The following is a 17,946-nucleotide window of genomic DNA, read 5'->3' as shown; positions in this document are numbered from 1 at the left end:
CCGCACCGCGTCTGACGGCGGGAGTATCCGGGCGTACTCCCGCCGTACTCCGCGCGCGTACCGGGCCGTGGGCAGGCCCTGAGCCCGGACACGCCCCGGGCCCGGGCAGGCCCTAGGCTCGCCCTCATGACCAGACTGCATCTGTTCGATCTGGACGGGACGCTCATCCACGGCTCGGCCGCAGCCGTCGAGATATCCCGTCAGCTCGGGGTGGAGCGGGAGATCGGCGAGCTGGAGCGGGCGTTCGCGGACGGGGAGCTGAGCACCGCGCAGTTCGCCGTGCGGGCCTGCGCGCTGTGGGGGGAGCTGACGGAGCGGCAAGTGGCGGCGGCGTTCGAGGAGGCGCCGTGGCTGGCGGGTATCCACGAGGTGTGGGCGGACATCCGGGAGCGCGGGGAGCGGTGCGCGGTGATTTCGCTCTCTCCCGGCTTCTTCGTGGAGCGGCTGCTGGAATGGGGCGCGGACGCCGCGCAGGGGTCGCGCTGGCCGGCCGTGCCGTTCCGCGAGCCGCTGGATCCGGAGGGCATCCTCACCCCGGCGGCCAAGGTGCGCATCGCCGATGAACTCTGTGCGAAGTTCGGTCTGAGCAGGGAGGACTGCGTCGCCTATGGCGACTCGATGTCGGACGCGGAGCTGTTCGCCGTGGTGCCGGTCTCGATCGCGGTCAACGCCGACCATCATGTGAGCGAAATCGCATCGCACGGCTATACCGGCCGCGATCTGCGAGAGGCCTACGAATTGGCAGGTAGCTACCAGTAATTACGCAGGTTGCCGGGTGTAACGGAACCACTGGAGTTGGGGCTTGTGAATTCATCCGGGCCCGGTAGGGTCGGATCCGGGTTCTGCGCGGCTGTTGTCGCAGGGCTACATCGGGACAATCCAGCCTAACGGAACACAGGTGCCGTTACCCGGAGTTCCGACTATCTGTCCTGTGCGGTGGACAAGCATGGCATGCTGCCCATGGAGAAGTACGGGGCGGGCCATCCGGACCAAACTCACCTGAACCAGTGGCACAGAGCGGGGAATTGCGGGCACATTCCGGCTTCGGAAGTGCGAAGACCGACAGAAAGACGTTCGAGGCGAGGCAACCATGGACGCTCCGACCACCACGTCGTCGGCCGGCAACGACGGCACCGGCGGCACCGGCGGAAGCAGTGGCGACTGGGGCTGGTTCACCCCGAGCAGGAGGCGGGACGAGGAAGCGTCCCCGGGTCCGGACCAGGAAGCCGGCCGCCAGGCGCCCAGCCGCCCGGTGAGCCCGATACGGCCGGTCGGCACGGGCGCCGACCGCCGTACACAGACCCCGGCGCCGCCCGCACCGCCCGCGCCGACCGCATCCCCCGCGCCGCCCGCATCCCCCGCGCCGACCGCATCCCCCGCGCCGCCTCCGCCCCCGCCTCCGCCGCCGTCTCCTTCCAGGGCCGGAGCCGGAGTCGAGGCCAGGCCCGTACGGGAGCGCGAGGAGCACCAGCGCCCCGACGAGGCGCCCGGCGCGCAGGACGTCCGGCCGGAGGACCAGTTCATCGGGGACCCGACGGCGTCGCCCGACGCGATCCTCATCCGCCGCACGATGGCCGAGGTCGAGCCCATCGCGGACAAGGTCACCTCGTACTTCTACGCGCTGCTGTTCGTCCAGCACCCCTATCTGCGGCCGCTGTTCCCCGCCGCGATGGACGCCCAGCGCGACCGGCTCTTCAGAGCCCTGCTGACCGCCGCCAAGCTGGTGGACGACCCGGACATCCTCACCGAGTACCTCTCCGGGCTCGGCCGCGGCCACCGCAAGTACGGCACCCAGCCGGAGCACTACCCGGCCGTCGGCGAGTGCCTGATCGGCGCGCTCACCCGCTACGCGACCACGACCTGGAGCGACGAGGCCGAGGGCGCCTGGGTCCGGGCGTACACCGCCATCTCGCAGATCATGATCGACGCGGCCGCCGAGGACGAGCTGCGCGCGCCCGCGTGGTGGCAGGCCGAGGTCGTCGGCCATGAGCTGCGCACCCAGGACATCGCGGTCATCACGGTGCGCCCCGACCAGCCGTACCCCTTCCTCGCCGGCCAGTACACCTCCCTGGAGACCCCCTGGTGGCCCCGGGTGTGGCGGCACTACTCCTTCGCCTCCGCGCCGCGCGCGGACGGTCTGCTGTCCTTCCACGTCAAGGCGGTACCGGCCGGCTGGGTGTCCTCGGCGCTGGTGCACCGCGCCCGCCCCGGCGATGTGATCCGCCTCGGCCCCCCGGCCGGTTCGATGGTGATCGACCACTCCCGCGACAACGGCCTGCTCTGCCTGGGCGGCGGCACCGGCATAGCGCCGATCAAGGCCCTGGTCGAGGACGTCGCCGAGCACGGCCGCAACCGCCCGGTCGAGGTCTTCTACGGCGCCCGCAGCGACCACGACCTGTACGACATCGACACCATGCTGCGGCTGGCGCAGGCCCACCACTGGCTCTCGGTCCGCCCGGTCGTCTCCGACAGCCCGACGAACGGGCTCAGCGGCCGGCTGCCGGACGCCGTGCGGCAGTACGGCCCCTGGAGTACGTACGACGCGTATCTCTCCGGGCCGGCCGGGATGATCCGCAGCGGGGTGGACACCCTGAGAGGCATCGGAATCCCCTCGCACCGCATCCGGCACGACTCCCTCGAAGAGCTCGTGGCGGCGGGGGACTAGCCGACGGGGGGTCGGCGGGGACCCGCGGGCGACGGGAACTGCAACACGGCGGGGGGCCGTGACGCAGTAGTGAGTAGTGAGGAGCAGGGGACTTGGGGGCTGGGCGAGCAGTGGATCACTGACTCGAGCGAACGCAGGGTGAGGGACGAGTGAGCGTGGACGACGTCGAGCACGAGCGGGCGACGGCGACGACGGCGACAGCACGGATCGCGGCGGCACGGACCGCGGCGGCCGGCGCGCCCGTGGCCGACCTGGACCGTACGAGCCGTCCGGGCAGCGAAGGCGAACATCGGCTTCAGCGGCGCCTGGACACGGTCGACCGCGCCGACCGCTTCTACGACGAGCAGGTGCTGGACCGGCTCAACGACCGGATGCGGGAGTTCGTGGCCCGCCAGGAGATGTTCTTCCTGGCGACGGCCGACGGGCACGGCGAGTGCGACAGCACCTTCCGCGCCGGGCCGCCCGGATTTCTGCGGGTGTTCGACGACCGGACCCTGGCCTACCCCGAGTACCGGGGCAATGGCGTCCTGGCCAGCCTCGGGAACATCGAGGAGAATCCCCACCTCGGGATTCTCATGATCGACTTCATGCGCGACCGGATCGGCCTGCACATCAACGGCCGGGCGCGGGTCGTGGCGGACGCCGAGATGCGCGCCGCCCACCCCGGGCTGCCGGTCGACCCGGTGCCGGGGCGGCGGGCGGTGGTGTGGGTCGAGGTGACGGTCGAGGAGGCGTACATCCACTGCGCCAAGCACATCCCGCACCTCCAGAAGGTGTCCTCGCAGCGGCGGCACAGTGCCCCGGCGGTCGGGGGCGCGGACGGCGGCGGGGCCGGCGGCTCCGCCGAACGGGAGCGGGACTGGGGCACGGACGACTTCAAGCGCAAGGGCGGCGACTTCTTCGGCGCGGCCGCCGATGTGCGCGAGGGGCGTCGCGAGCCCATGACCCGCCCGGAGCCCGAGCCCGAGCCGCAGCCGGAGCCCGCGGCAGGGGCGGCGGGGCCTGGGACAGGGACCGTGCCCGTGCGCCCCGAGGCGTGGCAGCGGGAGGCCGAGCGCGTGCTGGCCAGGGCGCGGGAGCGGGCGCCCGAGGGCGCCGGGCAGCCGTTCAGCGGCTGGTTCGGGTAGCCGGCCGGTCCGGCTCCGGTGGGGCCGGGGTCAGCCGAGGTCGTCGGCGAGCAGCGCCAGCACGCCCTCGATGTTCGCGTCGAGATACGCGCGCAGCGACGGCGGCACCACTCCCACCGAGGCGATCCCCTCGCGGGTGAAGGGGACGCGCACCACCTCGTACTCCCCGCAGGGCTCGTCCACCTCCGGGCCATGGCGCCGCGACAGGTCCATGGACCCCAGGCGGCAGACGAAGAAGTGCTGCACCTTCACGCCGGCCGAGGCCTCGTCGGGGTGCGGGACGGTGTCGACGAAGGCGGGCACCACATCCGTCACCTTCGCGCCGAGCTCCTCGTCGACCTCGCGGTGCAGCGCGTCGACGACCGTGGTGTCCTCGGGCTCCATCCCGCCGCCCGGCGTGATCCAGTACGGCTCCTCGCCGGGCTTGGTCCGCTTGATCAGGACCAGCCGGGGCTCGGCGGCCCCGTCGAGCAGGATGGCACGGGCGGTGCGCTTGACCACAGGTCGTTCGGTCATGGTGGAGATCTGCCGCATGTGCCGCCCGGTGAAACCCCGACCCACCGGTCAAGGGCGACTCACCGGTCATTCTCGACTCACCAGTCGACAGCGGCGCGCAGCAGCCACTCGTGCGCCCGCGCGATGTGCGGCAGGGCGAGCGCGCCCGTCCGGATGACCAGGAAGTAGGTGCGCAGCGGCGGCACCGAGGGGTTGAGCAGGGCGACGACCTCCCCGGCGTCCAGCGCGTCCATGCACAGATAGCGCGGCAGCACGCCGAGGCCGACGCCCGCCGCGACGCAGGCGAGGACGGCCCGCAGGTCCGGGGTGATGACCGTGCCCGCGGTGATCGGCGGGGCGTCGAAGACGGCCGACCAGTAGCGGGTGATCAGCGGCAGGCTCTCATGGACCTCGACGACCGGCAGCCGCTCCAGCGCGCTGACGCCCTTGACCTGTAACACCGCGGGGCCGCCGAGCCGGGCCGCCCAGCGGGGGGCGGCCACCAGCACATGCTCCTCGTCGCACAGCGGGACGGCGGCCAGCAGCCGGCCGCGGGGCCGGGCGGTGGTGACGGCCAGGTCGTGGTGGCCGGCGGCCAGCCCTTCGAACAGCTCCTCGGCGCTGCCGAAGGCGCAGCGCACCCCCAGCCCCTGGTTGATGAGCGGGGCGAGGGCGGGCAGGACCCGCAGCGCGGTGAACTCCGGGGGGCCCGCGAGGTGCAGGGTGCGGGCGACGGAGCTGTCGTCGAGCCCGGCCTCGGTGATCTCCATCAGCGCGTCGAGGTGGGGCGCGGCCTTGTGGGCGAGCTCCTCGCCGACGCTGGTGGGGACGACCCCGCGCGCGGTGCGCAGAAACAGGGGGCGGCCCAGCTGGCGTTCGAGGGTACGGATCTGGCCGGTGACGGCGGGCTGGGAGAGCCCGAGCAGCGCGGCGGCGCGGGTGAAGGACCCGGCCCGGTGAACCGTGACAAATGTGCGCAAGAGGGCCAGATCCATGCGGTTCCCCTCCGCTCGACGCACCCCCGCCGCAGGCCAACTATAAATATGCCGATAGGTCCATGTCGCTACTGTGATTGGACACTGACGCTGAGTCAACTAGCCTTGTTCGAGCGGTTCTCCACGAGGGAACCGGGGCGTCTCAAGCCACGAGGGGGGAGGCTTGAGACGCCCGTGAAGCATGGCCTGATCCCGCGGGGGCGCGTGACCGCTTGTGACGCGTCAAGCCTTGTCGGGGGCGTTGTCGAGTGCCTTGTCGAGCGCCCGCAGCACATCCGCGATCAGGTCGTCCGGGTCCTCGGCGCCCACCGAGAACCGGATGAAGCCGTCCGGCACGGCGTCGCCGCCCCACCGCCCGCGCCGCTCGGCCGTGGACCTCACGCCGCCGAAGCTGGTCGCGCCGTCGACCAGGCGCAGCGCGGCCAGGAAGCGATCGGCGTGCTCCTGCCCGGGGAGGACGAAGGAGACCACACAGCCGAAGCGCCCGCCGTGCATCTGGGCCGCCGCCACGCGGTGCGCCGGGTCGGTCGGCAGCCCGGGGTGGCGCAGCCCGGTGACCTCGGGGCGGCCGCGCAGCGCCTCGGCCAGGGCCAGCGCCGTCGCGGCCTGGCGGTCGACGCGCAGCTGGAGGGTGGCCAGGGAGCGGTGCGCGAGCCATGCCTCCATCGGGCCGGGGATGCCGCCGGCCATCTTGCGCCAGGTGCGCACGGAGGCGGCGAGGCCCGGGTCGCGGCAGGTGACATAGCCGAGCAGGACGTCGCCGTGGCCGGTGAGCGCCTTGGTGCCGCTGGCGACGGAGAAGTCCGCGCCGAGTTCGAGGGGGCGCTGGCCGAGCGGGGTGGCCAGGGTGTTGTCCACGGCGACCAGCGCGCCCCGCTCATGGGCGGCGTCGGCCAGGCGGCGGATGTCGCACACGTCCAGGCCGGGGTTGGCCGGGGACTCGATCCACAGCAGCTTGACGGGCCGGGGCCCGCTGTCGGCGTCCGGCGCGCCGTCCAGGAGGGCCAGCTGGGCGTCGCCGCCGGTGGGCGCGGTGCGCACCTCGATGCCGTAGCCCGCAAGCCGCTCGCCCAGCGGGGCCAGGAGCTGATAGCCGTCGGAGGGCAGGACGGCCGCGTCGCCCTGCCCCAGCTGGGACAGCAGCACCGCGGAGATCGCGCCCATGCCGGAGGCGAAGACCACCGTCTCGGCCTCGGCGTCCGGCGACTCCAGCTCGCTGATCGCCCGCTCCAGCCGGGTCCAGGTGGGGTTGGCGTCCCGGCCGTAGGTGTACGGGCCGCGGAGCAGGTCCGCGTCGCCGGGCAGGTGGTAGTGGGCGGCGAAGGCCGGGCCCGGCAGGGTCGGCTCGTACGCCTCGGGCTCGGGCAGCCCGGCCCGCACCGCCCGGGTGCCGTCGCCGGTCATGCGTCCTCTTTCCGGGCGGCGGGCGCCGCGGTCGGCTCAGCGGCCGGTTCCGCAGTCGCCTCCGCGGCCGGTCCCGGGGTCGGCTCCGAGGCGGCGAGGGCTTCGCTCACCGCGTCCAGCAGCCCCTCGCTCGCCGCCTCGATCATCACCAGGCAGGTCTCGAACTCCTCCGGCCCGCCGTAGTACGGGTCGGGCACGTCCAGGCCGCCGGGGGCGTCCGGGTCGGCCTCGGGGTCGTAGCCGCGCAGCAGCCGCACCTTCGCGGCGTCCTCCGGCGTCGGGGCCAGGGCGCGCAGCTCGTGCAGATGGCCGCTGTCGAGAGCGATCACCAGGTCGAGGCCGGAGAACCAGGCGGCCTGGAACTGGCGCGCGATGTGACGTTGCTCATAGCCGTGGGCCGTGAGCGTGGTGATGGCACGGCCGTCCGCTCCGTCGCCCTCGTGCCACGGGCCGGTGCCCGCGCTGTCCACCTCGACACGGCCGTCGAGCCCGGCTTCCTCGGCGTAGGCGCGGAAGACGGATTCGGCCATCGGCGAGCGGCATATGTTGCCGGTGCAGACGAAACAGACACGGTAGGGCGACGGGGCTCTCATGCGTCCCATCATCCTCGACGGCGGTCAGTCCTTGTCGTCGGGAAGCACGACGTGCAGCGCCCAGGAGACGATGGAGATGATCAACGCGCCTATCACGGCCGTGCCGAAGCCCTCGACATGGAAGGTCAGGTCGAACTTGCCGGCCAGCCAGGAGGTCAGCAGCAGCATCAGGGCGTTGATCACCAGGGTGATCAGCCCGAGGGTGAGAATGAAAAGCGGAAAGGCCAGCAGCTTGACCACTGGCTTGACCACGACGTTCACCAGGCCGAATACGAGCGCCACGAGAATGAGCGTGATCGCCTTCCGGCCGGTGTTGTCACCGGTCAGCGTGATGTCCTTGAGGAGCCAGATGGCCACCCAGAGGGCGCCCGCGTTGGCGATCGTCTTGACGAGAAGATTCTTCATGGTTGAGATCGTCGCAGAACAGGCCCCGCGCTGGGCAGGGCCGGGGAGCAAGGGGCGGAGAGGCGAATGAAGGCGTTCCGGCTGGATGAGCTGGAGGCGGAGCGGGCCGCGAACGACGGCGCGTACTTGCAGTTCCTGCACGAGCGGAACATGTCCGTCGGGCTGTACGCGCTGGACGCGGGCCAGACCGACCCGCAGCAGCCGCACCGCCAGGACGAGGTGTACCTGGTGGTCAGCGGGCGGGCGTCGATCACGGTGGGGATGGAGACCACGCAGGTGGCGCGCGGCAGTGTCGTGTATGTGCCGGCCGGAGTGGCCCACAAGTTCCACCACATCACCGAGGACCTGCGGGTCATGGTCGTCTTCTCTCCCCCTGAGAGCTGATGCGCGGGCCCCGCGTCCCGTAGGGGTCCGGTCAGGGGAGGACGGGGGACGCGGGGGCCTGTGTTCGCTCGTCGGCCGCCCTAGCATCGAATGCGGAGGGATCCCGGCCGGTGCTGAAGCCGACGGCCGGACCGACTGGCTCAGTGAAGAAAGCAGGGACCGAAGTGGCGACGAAGGGCATATTCCAGGGTTTGCCGTGGTGGGTGACATGGGTCGCGGTGCCGATCCTCGTGCTGGCCGTGTTCGGCGGCCTGGTCATGAGCGTGGTCGGCTTTGTGGTCGGCCTGGTCTTCAAGGCGCTGCTGCTGGTGGCGCTCGTCGCCGGTCTGATCTACGTCGTACGGAAGTTCAGCTCGTCCTCCTCGTCCCGCGGCGACTGGTGACCCGGCGCCGCGGGTGCGCCGCGGGCCGGGGACGCGCCGAAGGGTACGGACGCGCGGAGGAGTACGGACGCGCCGAAGGGTACGGACGCGCCGAAGAGTACGGATGCGCGGAGGAGTACGGGCGCGCCGCGGAGCACGGGTACGCCGCGCGGGGGATACGCGCGTTCCAAACCTCGGCTTGACGGCTCGGTGGCACCGTTCCGGTTAGAGTTCGAGTGCTCGACGTCTCCCGTTCCGGGCGTCTGCCTCGCAACACACCCCGGGGGTGCCTGTTGACGAAAGCGAACATGGCCGCAGCCGGTGAACCGGCTCCGAACTCCCACGTCATAGGCCGGCGCCGCCCCGCCCGGCCCGGCGAGCGGATCCGCCCGCCCGCGCCCGTCTCCTCGATCGCCGCCGCGGGAACAGCGGCGGGAACAGCCGCGGCAACTCTGGCCATTTCCAGTCCCTCACATGAGGCAAACCGACTCCGCCCCGCAGTCGAGTCGCTACGCTCCAGAGTCGGCCGAGATATCAGCTCCCTCTCGATCCCTATCAATATCTGAAAATTCACTTTTTATGGCCCGCTTGAGGTAAGCGGACCATGGCGTCAAGAGGCCAGGGCGTTCAAACCTGGCCATTCGCAATCAACTCGGGGCGGCGAACGATGCGTGACATGCGCGACACAGTCCAGGCAGAAGTAACGATGACCTTCCTGGTCTCCCAGGACCTCTCCTTCCGGATCCCGGTCGAGTTGTCCTATGACAGCAGCGACCCGTACGCGGTCGAGATCACCTTTCATCTACCCGGCGACGCACCCGTGAGTTGGGCCTTCGCTCGGGAACTGCTGCTGGACGGGCTGAGCAAACCCTCGGGCGAGGGCGATGTGCGGATCGCCCCCGCCTCGCCCGAGGGGCTTTCGGACGTCTTCATCAGGCTCCAAGTGGGGGCCGAGCGGGCGCTGTTCCGCGCCGGTGCCGCCCCGCTGGTGGCCTTCCTGGACCGTACGGACCGGGTGGTTCCGTTCGGCCAGGAGCAGTCGGCCTGCGATCCGGTCGGCGACCTGGACGCGGAGCTCGACCGGATCCTCGCGGAGGACCGGTTCGCCGGCTAGTGGCGGGTCGTCCGGCCGCTCAGCGCCCGCGCGCCCGGCGCCGCCGTCCGCGCCCGCTCCGGCCCCCGCCGGCTCCCTGTCCGGCTCCGACCTGCCCGGCTCCGACCTGCCCGGCTCCGACCTGCTCCGCGCCGCCCCGCTCCGCGCCGACGCGCGGCGCGCGGTCCGCGGAGACCACGAGCGCGGCCAGCGCGGTGGTCACCGGCACCGAGGCGACGAGACCGATGCTGCCCACGAGGGTCCGTACGATCTCCTCCGCGACGATCTCGCTCGTCGCCACCGCCTCCACGCCGCTGTCCGCGATCGAGAACAGGAGCAGCAGCGGCAGCGAGGCGCCCGCGTACGCGAGCACCAGGGTGTTGACCACGGACGCGATGTGGTCCCGCCCGATGCGCATCGCGGCCGCGTACAGCTTGCGCCAGCCCGCCGTGGGGTCCGCCTCCCTGAGCTCCCACACCGCGGAGGTCTGGGTGACCGTCACATCGTCCAGCACCCCGAGTGATCCGATGATCACCCCTGCCAGCAGCAGACCGCGGATCTCGATGCCCGGATAGAGGCCGTGGACCAGCCCCGTCTGGTCGTCGGTGTTGCCCGTCAGGCTCGCCCAGCCGATGAACAGCGAGCCCAGCAGACCGATCAGCAGCAGCGAGATGAGCGTGCCGAGCACGGCGACGGAGGTACGGGCCGTCAGTCCATGGCACATGTACAGCGCGATGAGCATGATCGCGCTGCCCCCGATCACCGCGACGACCAGCGGGTTGGAGCCCGCCAGTATCGCCGGGAGGATGAACAGCGTCAGCACCCCGAAGCTGACCGCCAGTGCCACCAGTGCGAAGACACCGCGCAGCCGCCCGACGGCCACGACCGCGAGCGCGAACAGCCCGGCGAGCAGCGCCATGGGCAGGGCCCGTTCGACGTCCGAGATCGAATACTGAAGGTTCTTCGGCGCCTTGGGCGCGTACGACAGCTTCAGCTTCTGCCCGGTGGAGTACTTGCGGGAGGCGTTCGGCGGCACGATCTCCTCGAACGTACGGCCCTTGTCCTTGCCCGAGGTGACCTCGATGGTCGCCCGCTCGCAGACGGTCTTCTTGGCCGGACCCCCGGCCCCGCCTTCCTGGTTCGCGGCCTCCTGGCCCGGCTCGACGGGCTGCTGCGGCTGGGCGTTGACGTCGGCGCAGTTCACCTCCTCGACCTTCACCACCCGCCCGGCCACCGTCTGCTGGTCGAAGCCCAGCCCGCTGCGCTCATGCGCCTTGTGGTCGGGCGTGCCGCCCGGCCACAGCACGATCAGCCCGGCTACGACGGCGGCCGCGAAGGGGATGAGGACCGCCGCAATGACCTTGCGCAGATGGTTGGAGACGGGTGTGGCCGGGCCATGGCTGTGCGAGTGGCCGTGCGAGTGGCTGGACGCGCCGGCGTGCGCGTGGCCGGGCTCGTCCGGGTGGTGCTGCCGCTGTGGTGTCGAGGTCACCGTCAGATCATCGCAAGTCCGGGGGCCCTCTGTTCATCGTCGCCGGACAACCGTTAGCGTGGGTGACACCTTTGCAATCGCGGGAGCTCGGAGCACCGGGCTGAGAGGGCGCTGACCGACTTCGCTGCGCCGACCGCTGAACCTGTTACCGGGTAATGCCGGCGTAGGGAGTGGGTCTCAATGACTCTGCAGGATGCACACGCGCCCGAAAAGCCTGAGTTCGGCTGGCATAAGGGATATATCGCCGGATCGCGTCCGGACCTTCGGGTCCCGGTCCGCCGCGTGCACCTCACCAATGGCCAGGACGTCACGCTGTACGACACCTCCGGCCCGTACACCGACCCTCAGATCGAGACAGATGTCCGCCGCGGGCTCGCACCGCTGCGGCAGAACTGGATCCTCGCCCGAGGCGACACCGAGGAGTACGAGGGCCGCCCCGTCCGGCCCGAGGACGACGGCGTCAAGCACACCGCGCCACGCGGCGGGCTGCGCAACCTCGACGCGGTCTTCCCCGGCCGCCCCCGCCGGCCCCGCCGGGGCCGGGACGGCGCCGCCGTGACACAGCTCGCATACGCCCGCCGGGGCGAGATCACCGCGGAGATGGAGTTCGTGGCGCTCCGCGAGCACGTCTCCCCCGAGGTGGTCCGCGAGGAGATCGCGGCCGGCCGGGCGGTCCTCCCGGCCAACGTCAACCACCCGGAGATCGAGCCGATGATCATCGGCAAGCGATTCCTGGTGAAGGTCAACGCCAACATCGGCAACTCCGCCGTCACTTCCTCCATCGAGGAGGAGGTCGAGAAGATGACCTGGGCGACCCGCTGGGGCGCCGACACGGTCATGGACCTCTCCACCGGCCGCAACATCCACACCACCCGCGAGTGGGTGCTGCGCAACTCCCCGGTCCCCATCGGCACGGTGCCGCTGTACCAGGCCCTGGAGAAGGTCGACGGCAAGGCCGAGGAGCTGACCTGGGAGATCTACAAGGACACCGTCGTCGAACAGGCCGAACAGGGCGTCGACTACATGACGGTGCACGCGGGTGTGCGGCTGCCGTACGTCCCGCTGACCGCCCGCCGCAAGACCGGCATCGTCTCGCGCGGCGGCTCCATCATGGCGGCGTGGTGCCTGGCCCACCACAAGGAGTCGTTCCTCTACACCCACTTCGAGGAGCTCTGCGAGCTCCTGGCCGCGTACGACGTCACCTACTCGCTCGGCGACGGACTGCGCCCCGGCTCGATCGCCGACGCCAACGACGAGGCGCAGTTCGCGGAGTTGCGCACGCTCGGTGAGCTCAACCGGATCGCCAAGCGGCACAACGTCCAGACGATGATCGAGGGCCCGGGCCATGTCCCGATGCACAAGATCAAGGAGAACGTCGACCTCCAGCAGGAGATCTGCGAGGAGGCCCCCTTCTACACCCTCGGCCCCCTCACCACCGACATCGCCCCCGCCTACGACCACATCACCTCGGGCATCGGCGCGGCGATGATCGCCTGGTGGGGCACCGCGATGCTCTGCTACGTCACGCCGAAGGAGCACCTGGGCCTGCCGGACCGCGACGACGTCAAGACCGGTGTCATCACCTACAAGATCGCCGCCCACGCGGCGGATCTGGCCAAAGGCCATCCCGGCGCCCAGGAGTGGGACGACGCCCTGTCCGACGCCCGCTTCGAATTCCGCTGGGAGGACCAGTTCAACCTGGCCCTCGACCCGGACACGGCCCGCTCCTTCCACGACGAGACGCTCCCGGCGGAACCGGCGAAGACGGCGCACTTCTGCTCGATGTGCGGGCCGAAGTTCTGCTCGATGAAGATCAGCCAGGACATCCGGCGCGAGCACGGCGGCGCGATGGACACGGCCGAGGTGGAGGCCGGAATGGCGGAGAAGTCGAAGGAGTTCGCGGCGGCGGGAAACCGCGTGTATCTGCCTCTCGCGGAGTGATCCACCAGTAACGTACGGGAGGGCCCGAAGCCGCAACTTCGATTTGCGACTTCGGGCCCTCTGGCCGTGTCGGGGCGGACTACTTCAGGACGTACACCGGAGCGCCGTCCGAAGTCACCCCGGCCTGCCGGACGCAGCCGCGCTTCTGCAACATGCGCAGCGCGTCATGCACGCGGTGCTCGGTGAGCCCGGTGACGGACGCGATGGCATCCAGCGGATAGAGGCATTCGCCGTGCTCGATGATCGCGGGCAGGATGTACGCGGCCACGGCCCAGATGTCGGCGGTGACCACGAGATTGCGCTCGCGCCACTCGGCGATCACCGAGGCCGGGGTCACCCGGGGCGGCACGGCGGTCTTGTTCACGTGCTGCGTCAGCGCCTGCGCTGCGGTCTGCCCGGCGGTGAACGACTCCCGCTGAACGGCGGTGGACTCGCGGATCGCCTCGGCGATCTCGCGCTGCGCCGCCACGGACTGCCGCAGCATCTCGGCGCTCTCGCGGCGCAGTTCCTGGGCCTCGCGCTGCATGGCGAGCATCTGCGCGTCCATGCTCAGGTTGTGCTCCTCGAGCCGGACGATGGCGTCGGCGACCTCCTTCGGCATGGCGTAGGCGGTCGGGGCGTCCGGGGCCGTGGGCTGTACTTCGGCCTTCTCGAGCTCGTACGAACCGTGCCGCTGGATGGAGACCACGACCTCGGTCACCCAGTTCTTGAACGGCTCTGCCTCCGGCTTGGTGCAACCGTTGACCAGCCGGACGAGGCCGGGCAGACTCACCATGCGCATGGACCTTTTGAGCCCGTGACCTGCAATTTTGTGCGAACTATCACGCCCATAGACACTTTGCGCAAGCTCGTCGAGACTTACGCGCCAGTCTTCGGGAACGTGCCAGATAAGCGCCTGACGAGTGTTCACGTATCCCAGGTCTTTGGCCACATCCACCGCCGGGAACCAGTGCGTCCCGTCCGGCAGCGTGAGCCGCCGCACGCGGGCTCCGGTCGCCGCGTAGGCGAAGTCGTTGATGTCGATCGCGTCCTGCTTGCCCGCCGGGTTCGGCGGGGTGTTCTGTGTGCTCATCGGAGCATCACCTCCATGACGGACGTTATGCATCCCGATGCGTGAACATCCCACGATTAAGGGCGAGTTCGCTCAAAAGGTGGGGAGTGAATCATTCCGCTGGCGCGAGATCGTTGCCCTCTGAAACGGGCTGGTCGAGCGCCTAATCCGGCTGGTGTTCCGGGCCGCCGTAGTCGGGGCTGGTGAAGTCGGGGCTGGTGTAGCGCGGGCGGGTTTTGGGGGCGTCGTCGTCCGTGCTGAAGCCGGGGCGGCTGTAGCCGAGATGGGGGGTGCGGCTGGGGGCGTAGGCAGACGAGGCGGACGAGGGGGACGACGGGCGCGTCGGGGAGGAGGCGGGGGAAGGGGCCGGGGAGGTGTGGGAGCCGTCGGCCGCCGTCGGGTCCGCGAGCGCGTCGCGCAGGAAGGGCACCACGCCCCGCTCGAGCAGCGCCAGCCCCCAGGCTTCTCTGGCGCGGTCCACCTCTTCGCGCTGGGCGCTGCGCGCGCTGCCCCGCATCGCTCTCGAGCCGTTGCGCAGCGCGGTGAGCAGGAGGCCGACGGTGGCGATCAGCAGGCCCGCGGCGGTGAGCACGGCGAACAGCCACCCCGCGGTGACCATGGGCTGGGCTATCGCCGGCGCTGGGTCGAGCAGGCGCAGGAGATAGCCCGCGAGCAGGAAGATGATCGCCGCGGTGCCGGCCAGGACCGGGGCCAGGACGGAGAGCACGGCGACGAGTCCCGCCCCGGACGCGGCGTCCCCCACTGTGGCGACGAACCCGCCCGCCGCGCCGTCTCCCTCGCTGTCCGCCGCCGCGAACTCGTCGTCGTCGGCCGTGTCGGGCCAGGAGTCGGGCGCCGCGGGCTGGCGCAGCTTTTCGCGGGCGTCCACATAGTGCTGGTATTCGTCGGCCGCGCATGCCGCGATGGTGGCCGCGGCGTTCATGGCCATGGTGCGCAGCTGCTCGGTGGTGAGCCGCTGGCCGACGCCGCTGAGGTCCGCGCGACGGTCCGCGGTACGCAGCGCTTCGTCGAGAACCCGCTCGAACTCCGGGCGGTCCTCGATCAGCAGGTGCGGAGCGCTGTTCATGTGCATCCCCCGATGCTCCGTAGGGCCTCGTTGCCGGCTGTCACCGGGCAGTGGGGCGGAAACGGAGGAGAGCCTGCTACGGATAAGCCGATGGTAGAGCCGATCCGGCGTGGGGTGACAGTAGGTTTCCCGAATTCACTCCGCGTCGGTGAAACTGTCTATCTTCCCCGTGCGACGTGATATGAACCCTCAGTCGCTCAGAGGCAATTGGACAACCAACAGTTTTCCGGCCATGGTGACGCCGCCGTCCATGGCGATCGCGAGGTTGTCGGCGTAGATGTGCGGGCCTTCGACGATCGGTTGGCCGTCGTCCTCGCCGTCCTCGGAGCCGACCTCGCCGAGCAGATACGGGATCGGGCTGTGGCCGTGGACGATGCGCTGCCCGCCGTAGGTGTCGAGCAGTTCGCGGGCGGCCAGCGGGCCGGCGTCCTCGTCGCGGAAGGCGAAGCGCTTGGTGAACTTGCGGAACAGATCCCAGCACTCGTCGGCGTCGCTGCGTTGCAGCGCCTCGGTCACGGCGTCGTTGACTGCCTCGATGGAGTCGCCGTAGTCGAGGTAGGCGGTGGTGTCGGAGTGCACGAGCAGATGGCCGTCCTGCTCGGTCATCGCGTCGAGCCGGGACATCCACTGGAGGTGGTGGTCCTCGAGCCGCTCCATGTCGGTGCGCTGGCCGCCGTTGAGCAGCCAGGCGGCCTGGAAGGAGGCGGTGCCGGCGCCGGAGTTGACGGGCGTGTCGCCGAAGCGTTTGGCGCCGATGAGCAGCAGCTCGTGATTGCCCATCAGGGCCTTGCAGTAGCCGCCGGCGGCCGCGGCCTCGGCGGACAGCTGCATGACGAGGTCGATGACACCGATCCCGTCCGGGCCGCGGTCGGTGAAGTCGCCGAGGAACCAGAGCCGGGCGTTGCCCGCGGACCAGTTGCCCTCGGCGTTGATCAGCCCTTGGGCGAGCAGCGCCTCGCGCAGCTCGTCGAGGTAGCCGTGGACATCGCCCACGACGTAGAGCGGGCCGGGCCCCTCGGACTCGGGAGCCTGGGAGCGCTCGGGGTCGGGGACCGGGGTGAGCTCGACGGTCGGGCGGTCCTGCGGGGGCACCAGGGGGGTGTCCGGGAGAGTGTGCCCGGGGCCCATGACCGGCAGGGAGCGCTCGGTGGGGGTGTACTCCACCGGCGGGACGGGGGGCGCCGGTGGTGAGGGCGGCGTGGGCGGGGTGGGCTCCGCGGGGCGCGCCGCGGGCGCCGGGGGCGGGGCGGGCTGGGCCGGGTCGCGGGGGACCCGGCCGTGCGGGACCGCGCCGTAGGGCATCCCGCCGTACGGGTTCGGGGCGGTGGGGATCGTGCCGCCCGGAAGAGGGCCGGGCACGGCGGACGATCCGTACGCGGACACGGGCGGAACCGCCGCCGTCGTCCGTGCCGAGGCTCCCAGACCGGCCCCCTGAGTCATCGACCCCTCCACCCTCGCGCCGCCGTGCCACCGTGTGGACCATGCCTGGTCGAGGGCGGTCCGCGGTGTCGTCCGCCCATCATAGGAATGACCGTACGGGCTTGTGACGCACCCGGGGGCCGTCAATCGGGGAGCCGTCCCGCTTGGACGGTCTTTTATCCCGGATTGGCCCGGTAGGAGCAGCCGATCGGGCTCCGGTGCGTGTCGCGTCATCCTCAAGTCTTCCTCAGGTTACGGCCGCACCCCGGGCCGTCAGCCTCCGGCACGGCTGCGCGGCGCGCTGACCGTGGTGCGTGGCGGGCGCCGTTGCGAGGACGTCCGCACGATCAGTTCGGTGGGTATCACCCGCTCGACGGGGTGGTCGGCGCAGGGCCCCTCGATGGCGTCGACCAGCAGCTGTACGGCGGCGGTGCCGATCCGGCGGGGCTTGAGGGAGAGGGTGGTGACGGGCGGTTCGGTGGTGCGGTAGATCGCGGACTCGCTACAGCACACCAGCAGCAGATCCTCGGGGACGCGCAGGCCGTGGCGGCGGGCGGCGGCCAGAAGGTCGGTGCCGTTGGGGTCGAACAGGCCGTAGACGGCGTCGGGGCGGTCGGGGCGGGCCAGCAGGCGGTCGGCGGCGACGGCCCCGGCGCATGGGTCGTGGGCCGGGTACTCCTCGTACACCGGGTCCTGTCCGACCCGCTCGCACCAGTGCAGATACGCGGTGGTGGACAGCCGGGTGTAGGTGTCGGTGGTGGTGCCGGTGAGCAGTCCGACGCGGCGGGCGCCGGAGTCGGTGAGGTGGTCGAGCAGGCCGAGGACGGCGGCCTCGTGGTCGTTGTCCACCCAGGCGGTGACGGGGAGGGTGCCGGCCGGGCGGCCGTCGCTGACCACGGGGATGCCCTGGCGCAGCAGCTCGGTGACGACCGGGTCGTGGTCGGAGGGGTCGATGACGACGGTGCCGTCGAGGGCGACGTTGGACCATACGTCGTGGCGGGAGGTGGCGGGCAGGATGACCAGGGCGTAGCCCCGTGCTAACGCGGCGGAGGTGGCGGCGCGCGCCATCTCCGCGAAGTACGCGAATTCGGTGAAGGTGAAAGGTTCATCCCCGTATGTGGTCACGGTCAGGCCGATGAGGCCCGACTTGCCGGTACGGAGCGTGCGGGCCGCGGCGGAGGGGCGGTAGCCCAGCCGGTCGGCGACCTCGCGGACATGGCGGCGGGTGGCGTCCGGGAGCCGGCCCTTGCCGTTGAGCGCGTCGGAGACGGTCGTGATCGAGACCCCGGCTGCGGCGGCCACGTCCCGGATGCCCGCTCGTGTCAGCCGGCGGCCGGTCGACCGGCTCACCTGGTGCTTCCCTGCTGCTGTCATGGCGAGCCGATAGTAGGGCGAGGGTGGCCCCTCCGCGCGGGGGTGCGTTCGGCTTGGCG

At 71.1% G+C, this 17,946-nt stretch carries 16 protein-coding genes, 1 pseudogene and 1 riboswitch; of the genes and pseudogenes, 7 read left to right on the top strand and 10 right to left on the bottom strand.

Annotation, left to right across the window (positions count from 1 at the left end; genetic code table 11):
* Nucleotides 1-126: 126 nt before the first annotated feature.
* The 3 genes from ACH4S9_RS37770 (at nucleotide 127) to ACH4S9_RS37760 (ending at nucleotide 3,792) form a co-directional block, all read left to right on the top strand.
* Nucleotides 127-759 (top strand): HAD family hydrolase, encoded by a 633-nt coding sequence (locus tag ACH4S9_RS37770; RefSeq protein WP_398376198.1) that lies wholly within the window; start codon nucleotides 127-129, stop codon nucleotides 757-759.
* Between the two features lie 331 nt (nucleotides 760-1,090).
* Nucleotides 1,091-2,665 carry a globin domain-containing protein gene (locus ACH4S9_RS37765; protein WP_398376197.1) on the top strand — a complete coding sequence of 525 codons (1,575 nt, stop codon included), beginning with the start codon at nucleotides 1,091-1,093 and terminating at the stop codon, nucleotides 2,663-2,665.
* A 251-nt stretch (nucleotides 2,666-2,916) separates the two neighbouring features.
* Nucleotides 2,917-3,792 (top strand): pyridoxamine 5'-phosphate oxidase family protein, encoded by an 876-nt coding sequence (locus ACH4S9_RS37760; protein WP_398376234.1) that lies wholly within the window; start codon nucleotides 2,917-2,919, stop codon nucleotides 3,790-3,792.
* A gap of 30 nt (nucleotides 3,793-3,822) precedes the next feature.
* Here ACH4S9_RS37760 and ACH4S9_RS37755 read toward each other — a convergent pair whose 3' ends face one another.
* The 5 genes and pseudogenes from ACH4S9_RS37755 to ACH4S9_RS37735 form a co-directional block, all read right to left on the bottom strand.
* On the bottom strand, nucleotides 3,823-4,308 hold the full coding sequence (locus ACH4S9_RS37755) for an NUDIX hydrolase (protein WP_311726024.1): 486 nt from the start codon (nucleotides 4,306-4,308) through the stop codon (nucleotides 3,823-3,825).
* Nucleotides 4,309-4,385: 77 nt separating this feature from the next.
* Complete coding sequence (locus ACH4S9_RS37750; protein ID WP_311726025.1) at nucleotides 4,386-5,282, bottom strand: LysR family transcriptional regulator; 897 nt, start codon at nucleotides 5,280-5,282, stop codon at nucleotides 4,386-4,388.
* Nucleotides 5,283-5,504: 222 nt separating this feature from the next.
* Nucleotides 5,505-6,686: a cystathionine gamma-lyase gene (locus ACH4S9_RS37745; RefSeq protein ID WP_398376195.1), complete on the bottom strand. Its 1,182-nt coding sequence runs from the start codon at nucleotides 6,684-6,686 to the stop codon at nucleotides 5,505-5,507.
* A 101-nt stretch (nucleotides 6,687-6,787) separates the two neighbouring features.
* Nucleotides 6,788-7,279, bottom strand: a pseudogene (locus ACH4S9_RS37740) (low molecular weight protein-tyrosine-phosphatase); the annotation flags it as partial.
* Between the two features lie 24 nt (nucleotides 7,280-7,303).
* Nucleotides 7,304-7,684 carry a phage holin family protein gene (locus ACH4S9_RS37735; RefSeq protein ID WP_311726028.1) on the bottom strand — a complete coding sequence of 127 codons (381 nt, stop codon included), beginning with the start codon at nucleotides 7,682-7,684 and terminating at the stop codon, nucleotides 7,304-7,306.
* A 66-nt stretch (nucleotides 7,685-7,750) separates the two neighbouring features.
* Between ACH4S9_RS37735 and ACH4S9_RS37730 the strand changes: the two genes are divergently transcribed.
* From ACH4S9_RS37730 to ACH4S9_RS37720, 3 genes are all read left to right on the top strand, one after another.
* On the top strand, nucleotides 7,751-8,068 hold the full coding sequence (locus ACH4S9_RS37730; protein ID WP_311726029.1) for a cupin domain-containing protein: 318 nt from the start codon (nucleotides 7,751-7,753) through the stop codon (nucleotides 8,066-8,068).
* Nucleotides 8,069-8,232: 164 nt separating this feature from the next.
* A complete protein-coding gene (locus ACH4S9_RS37725; protein ID WP_311726197.1) occupies nucleotides 8,233-8,451 on the top strand; it encodes a DUF5326 family protein in 219 nt (72 codons plus the stop codon).
* Nucleotides 8,452-9,106: 655 nt separating this feature from the next.
* Nucleotides 9,107-9,544: an SsgA family sporulation/cell division regulator gene (locus ACH4S9_RS37720; protein WP_311726030.1), complete on the top strand. Its 438-nt coding sequence runs from the start codon at nucleotides 9,107-9,109 to the stop codon at nucleotides 9,542-9,544.
* Between the two features lie 19 nt (nucleotides 9,545-9,563).
* On the opposite strand, the gene ACH4S9_RS37715 is transcribed toward ACH4S9_RS37720, so the two are convergent.
* On the bottom strand, nucleotides 9,564-11,015 hold the full coding sequence (locus ACH4S9_RS37715) for a YibE/F family protein (RefSeq protein WP_398376192.1): 1,452 nt from the start codon (nucleotides 11,013-11,015) through the stop codon (nucleotides 9,564-9,566).
* Nucleotides 11,016-11,084: 69 nt separating this feature from the next.
* Nucleotides 11,085-11,202: riboswitch (TPP riboswitch) on the top strand.
* Here ACH4S9_RS37715 and thiC point away from each other — a divergent pair.
* Nucleotides 11,196-12,956 (top strand): phosphomethylpyrimidine synthase ThiC, encoded by a 1,761-nt coding sequence (gene thiC / locus ACH4S9_RS37710; protein WP_398376190.1) that lies wholly within the window; start codon nucleotides 11,196-11,198, stop codon nucleotides 12,954-12,956. Its footprint overlaps the riboswitch before it by 7 nt.
* A 79-nt stretch (nucleotides 12,957-13,035) precedes the next feature.
* Here thiC and ACH4S9_RS37705 read toward each other — a convergent pair whose 3' ends face one another.
* The 4 genes from ACH4S9_RS37705 to ACH4S9_RS37690 all read right to left on the bottom strand — a co-directional run bounded on the left by ACH4S9_RS37705 (nucleotide 13,036) and on the right by ACH4S9_RS37690 (nucleotide 17,887).
* Nucleotides 13,036-14,028, bottom strand: coding sequence for a Bro-N domain-containing protein (locus ACH4S9_RS37705; protein ID WP_398376189.1), 993 nt, complete (start codon nucleotides 14,026-14,028; stop codon nucleotides 13,036-13,038).
* Nucleotides 14,029-14,170: 142 nt separating this feature from the next.
* Nucleotides 14,171-15,100: a hypothetical protein gene (locus ACH4S9_RS37700; RefSeq protein WP_398376187.1), complete on the bottom strand. Its 930-nt coding sequence runs from the start codon at nucleotides 15,098-15,100 to the stop codon at nucleotides 14,171-14,173.
* A 183-nt stretch (nucleotides 15,101-15,283) separates the two neighbouring features.
* Nucleotides 15,284-16,534 carry a metallophosphoesterase gene (locus ACH4S9_RS37695; protein WP_398376186.1) on the bottom strand — a complete coding sequence of 417 codons (1,251 nt, stop codon included), beginning with the start codon at nucleotides 16,532-16,534 and terminating at the stop codon, nucleotides 15,284-15,286.
* A gap of 252 nt (nucleotides 16,535-16,786) precedes the next feature.
* Nucleotides 16,787-17,887, bottom strand: a complete 1,101-nt coding sequence (locus tag ACH4S9_RS37690) for a LacI family DNA-binding transcriptional regulator (protein ID WP_398376184.1) — start codon at nucleotides 17,885-17,887, stop codon at nucleotides 16,787-16,789.
* Between the last annotated feature and the right edge of the window lie 59 nt (nucleotides 17,888-17,946).

Source organism: Streptomyces sp. NPDC021225 (assembly GCF_044332865.1).
Lineage (GTDB): Bacteria > Actinomycetota > Actinomycetes > Streptomycetales > Streptomycetaceae > Streptomyces.
The sequence above is the reverse complement of the archived record's forward strand: the minus strand, read 5'-3'. Positions and strand labels throughout refer to the sequence as shown.

Excerpts from the sequence above, each read along its gene's own strand:
- thiC (WP_398376190.1), top strand. The coding sequence starts at position 11,196 with ATGACTCTGCAGGATGCACACGCGCCCGAAAAGCCTGAGTTCGGCTGG.
- ACH4S9_RS37745 (WP_398376195.1), bottom strand. The coding sequence starts at position 6,686 with ATGACCGGCGACGGCACCCGGGCGGTGCGGGCCGGGCTGCCCGAGCCC.
- ACH4S9_RS37735 (WP_311726028.1), bottom strand. The coding sequence starts at position 7,684 with ATGAAGAATCTTCTCGTCAAGACGATCGCCAACGCGGGCGCCCTCTGG.
- ACH4S9_RS37700 (WP_398376187.1), bottom strand. The coding sequence starts at position 15,100 with ATGCACATGAACAGCGCTCCGCACCTGCTGATCGAGGACCGCCCGGAG.
- ACH4S9_RS37770 (WP_398376198.1), top strand. The coding sequence starts at position 127 with ATGACCAGACTGCATCTGTTCGATCTGGACGGGACGCTCATCCACGGC.
- ACH4S9_RS37695 (WP_398376186.1), bottom strand. The coding sequence starts at position 16,534 with ATGACTCAGGGGGCCGGTCTGGGAGCCTCGGCACGGACGACGGCGGCG.
- ACH4S9_RS37730 (WP_311726029.1), top strand. The coding sequence starts at position 7,751 with ATGAAGGCGTTCCGGCTGGATGAGCTGGAGGCGGAGCGGGCCGCGAAC.
- ACH4S9_RS37705 (WP_398376189.1), bottom strand. The coding sequence starts at position 14,028 with ATGAGCACACAGAACACCCCGCCGAACCCGGCGGGCAAGCAGGACGCG.
- ACH4S9_RS37690 (WP_398376184.1), bottom strand. The coding sequence starts at position 17,887 with ATGACAGCAGCAGGGAAGCACCAGGTGAGCCGGTCGACCGGCCGCCGG.
- ACH4S9_RS37750 (WP_311726025.1), bottom strand. The coding sequence starts at position 5,282 with ATGGATCTGGCCCTCTTGCGCACATTTGTCACGGTTCACCGGGCCGGG.
- ACH4S9_RS37765 (WP_398376197.1), top strand. The coding sequence starts at position 1,091 with ATGGACGCTCCGACCACCACGTCGTCGGCCGGCAACGACGGCACCGGC.
- ACH4S9_RS37720 (WP_311726030.1), top strand. The coding sequence starts at position 9,107 with ATGCGCGACACAGTCCAGGCAGAAGTAACGATGACCTTCCTGGTCTCC.
- ACH4S9_RS37755 (WP_311726024.1), bottom strand. The coding sequence starts at position 4,308 with ATGACCGAACGACCTGTGGTCAAGCGCACCGCCCGTGCCATCCTGCTC.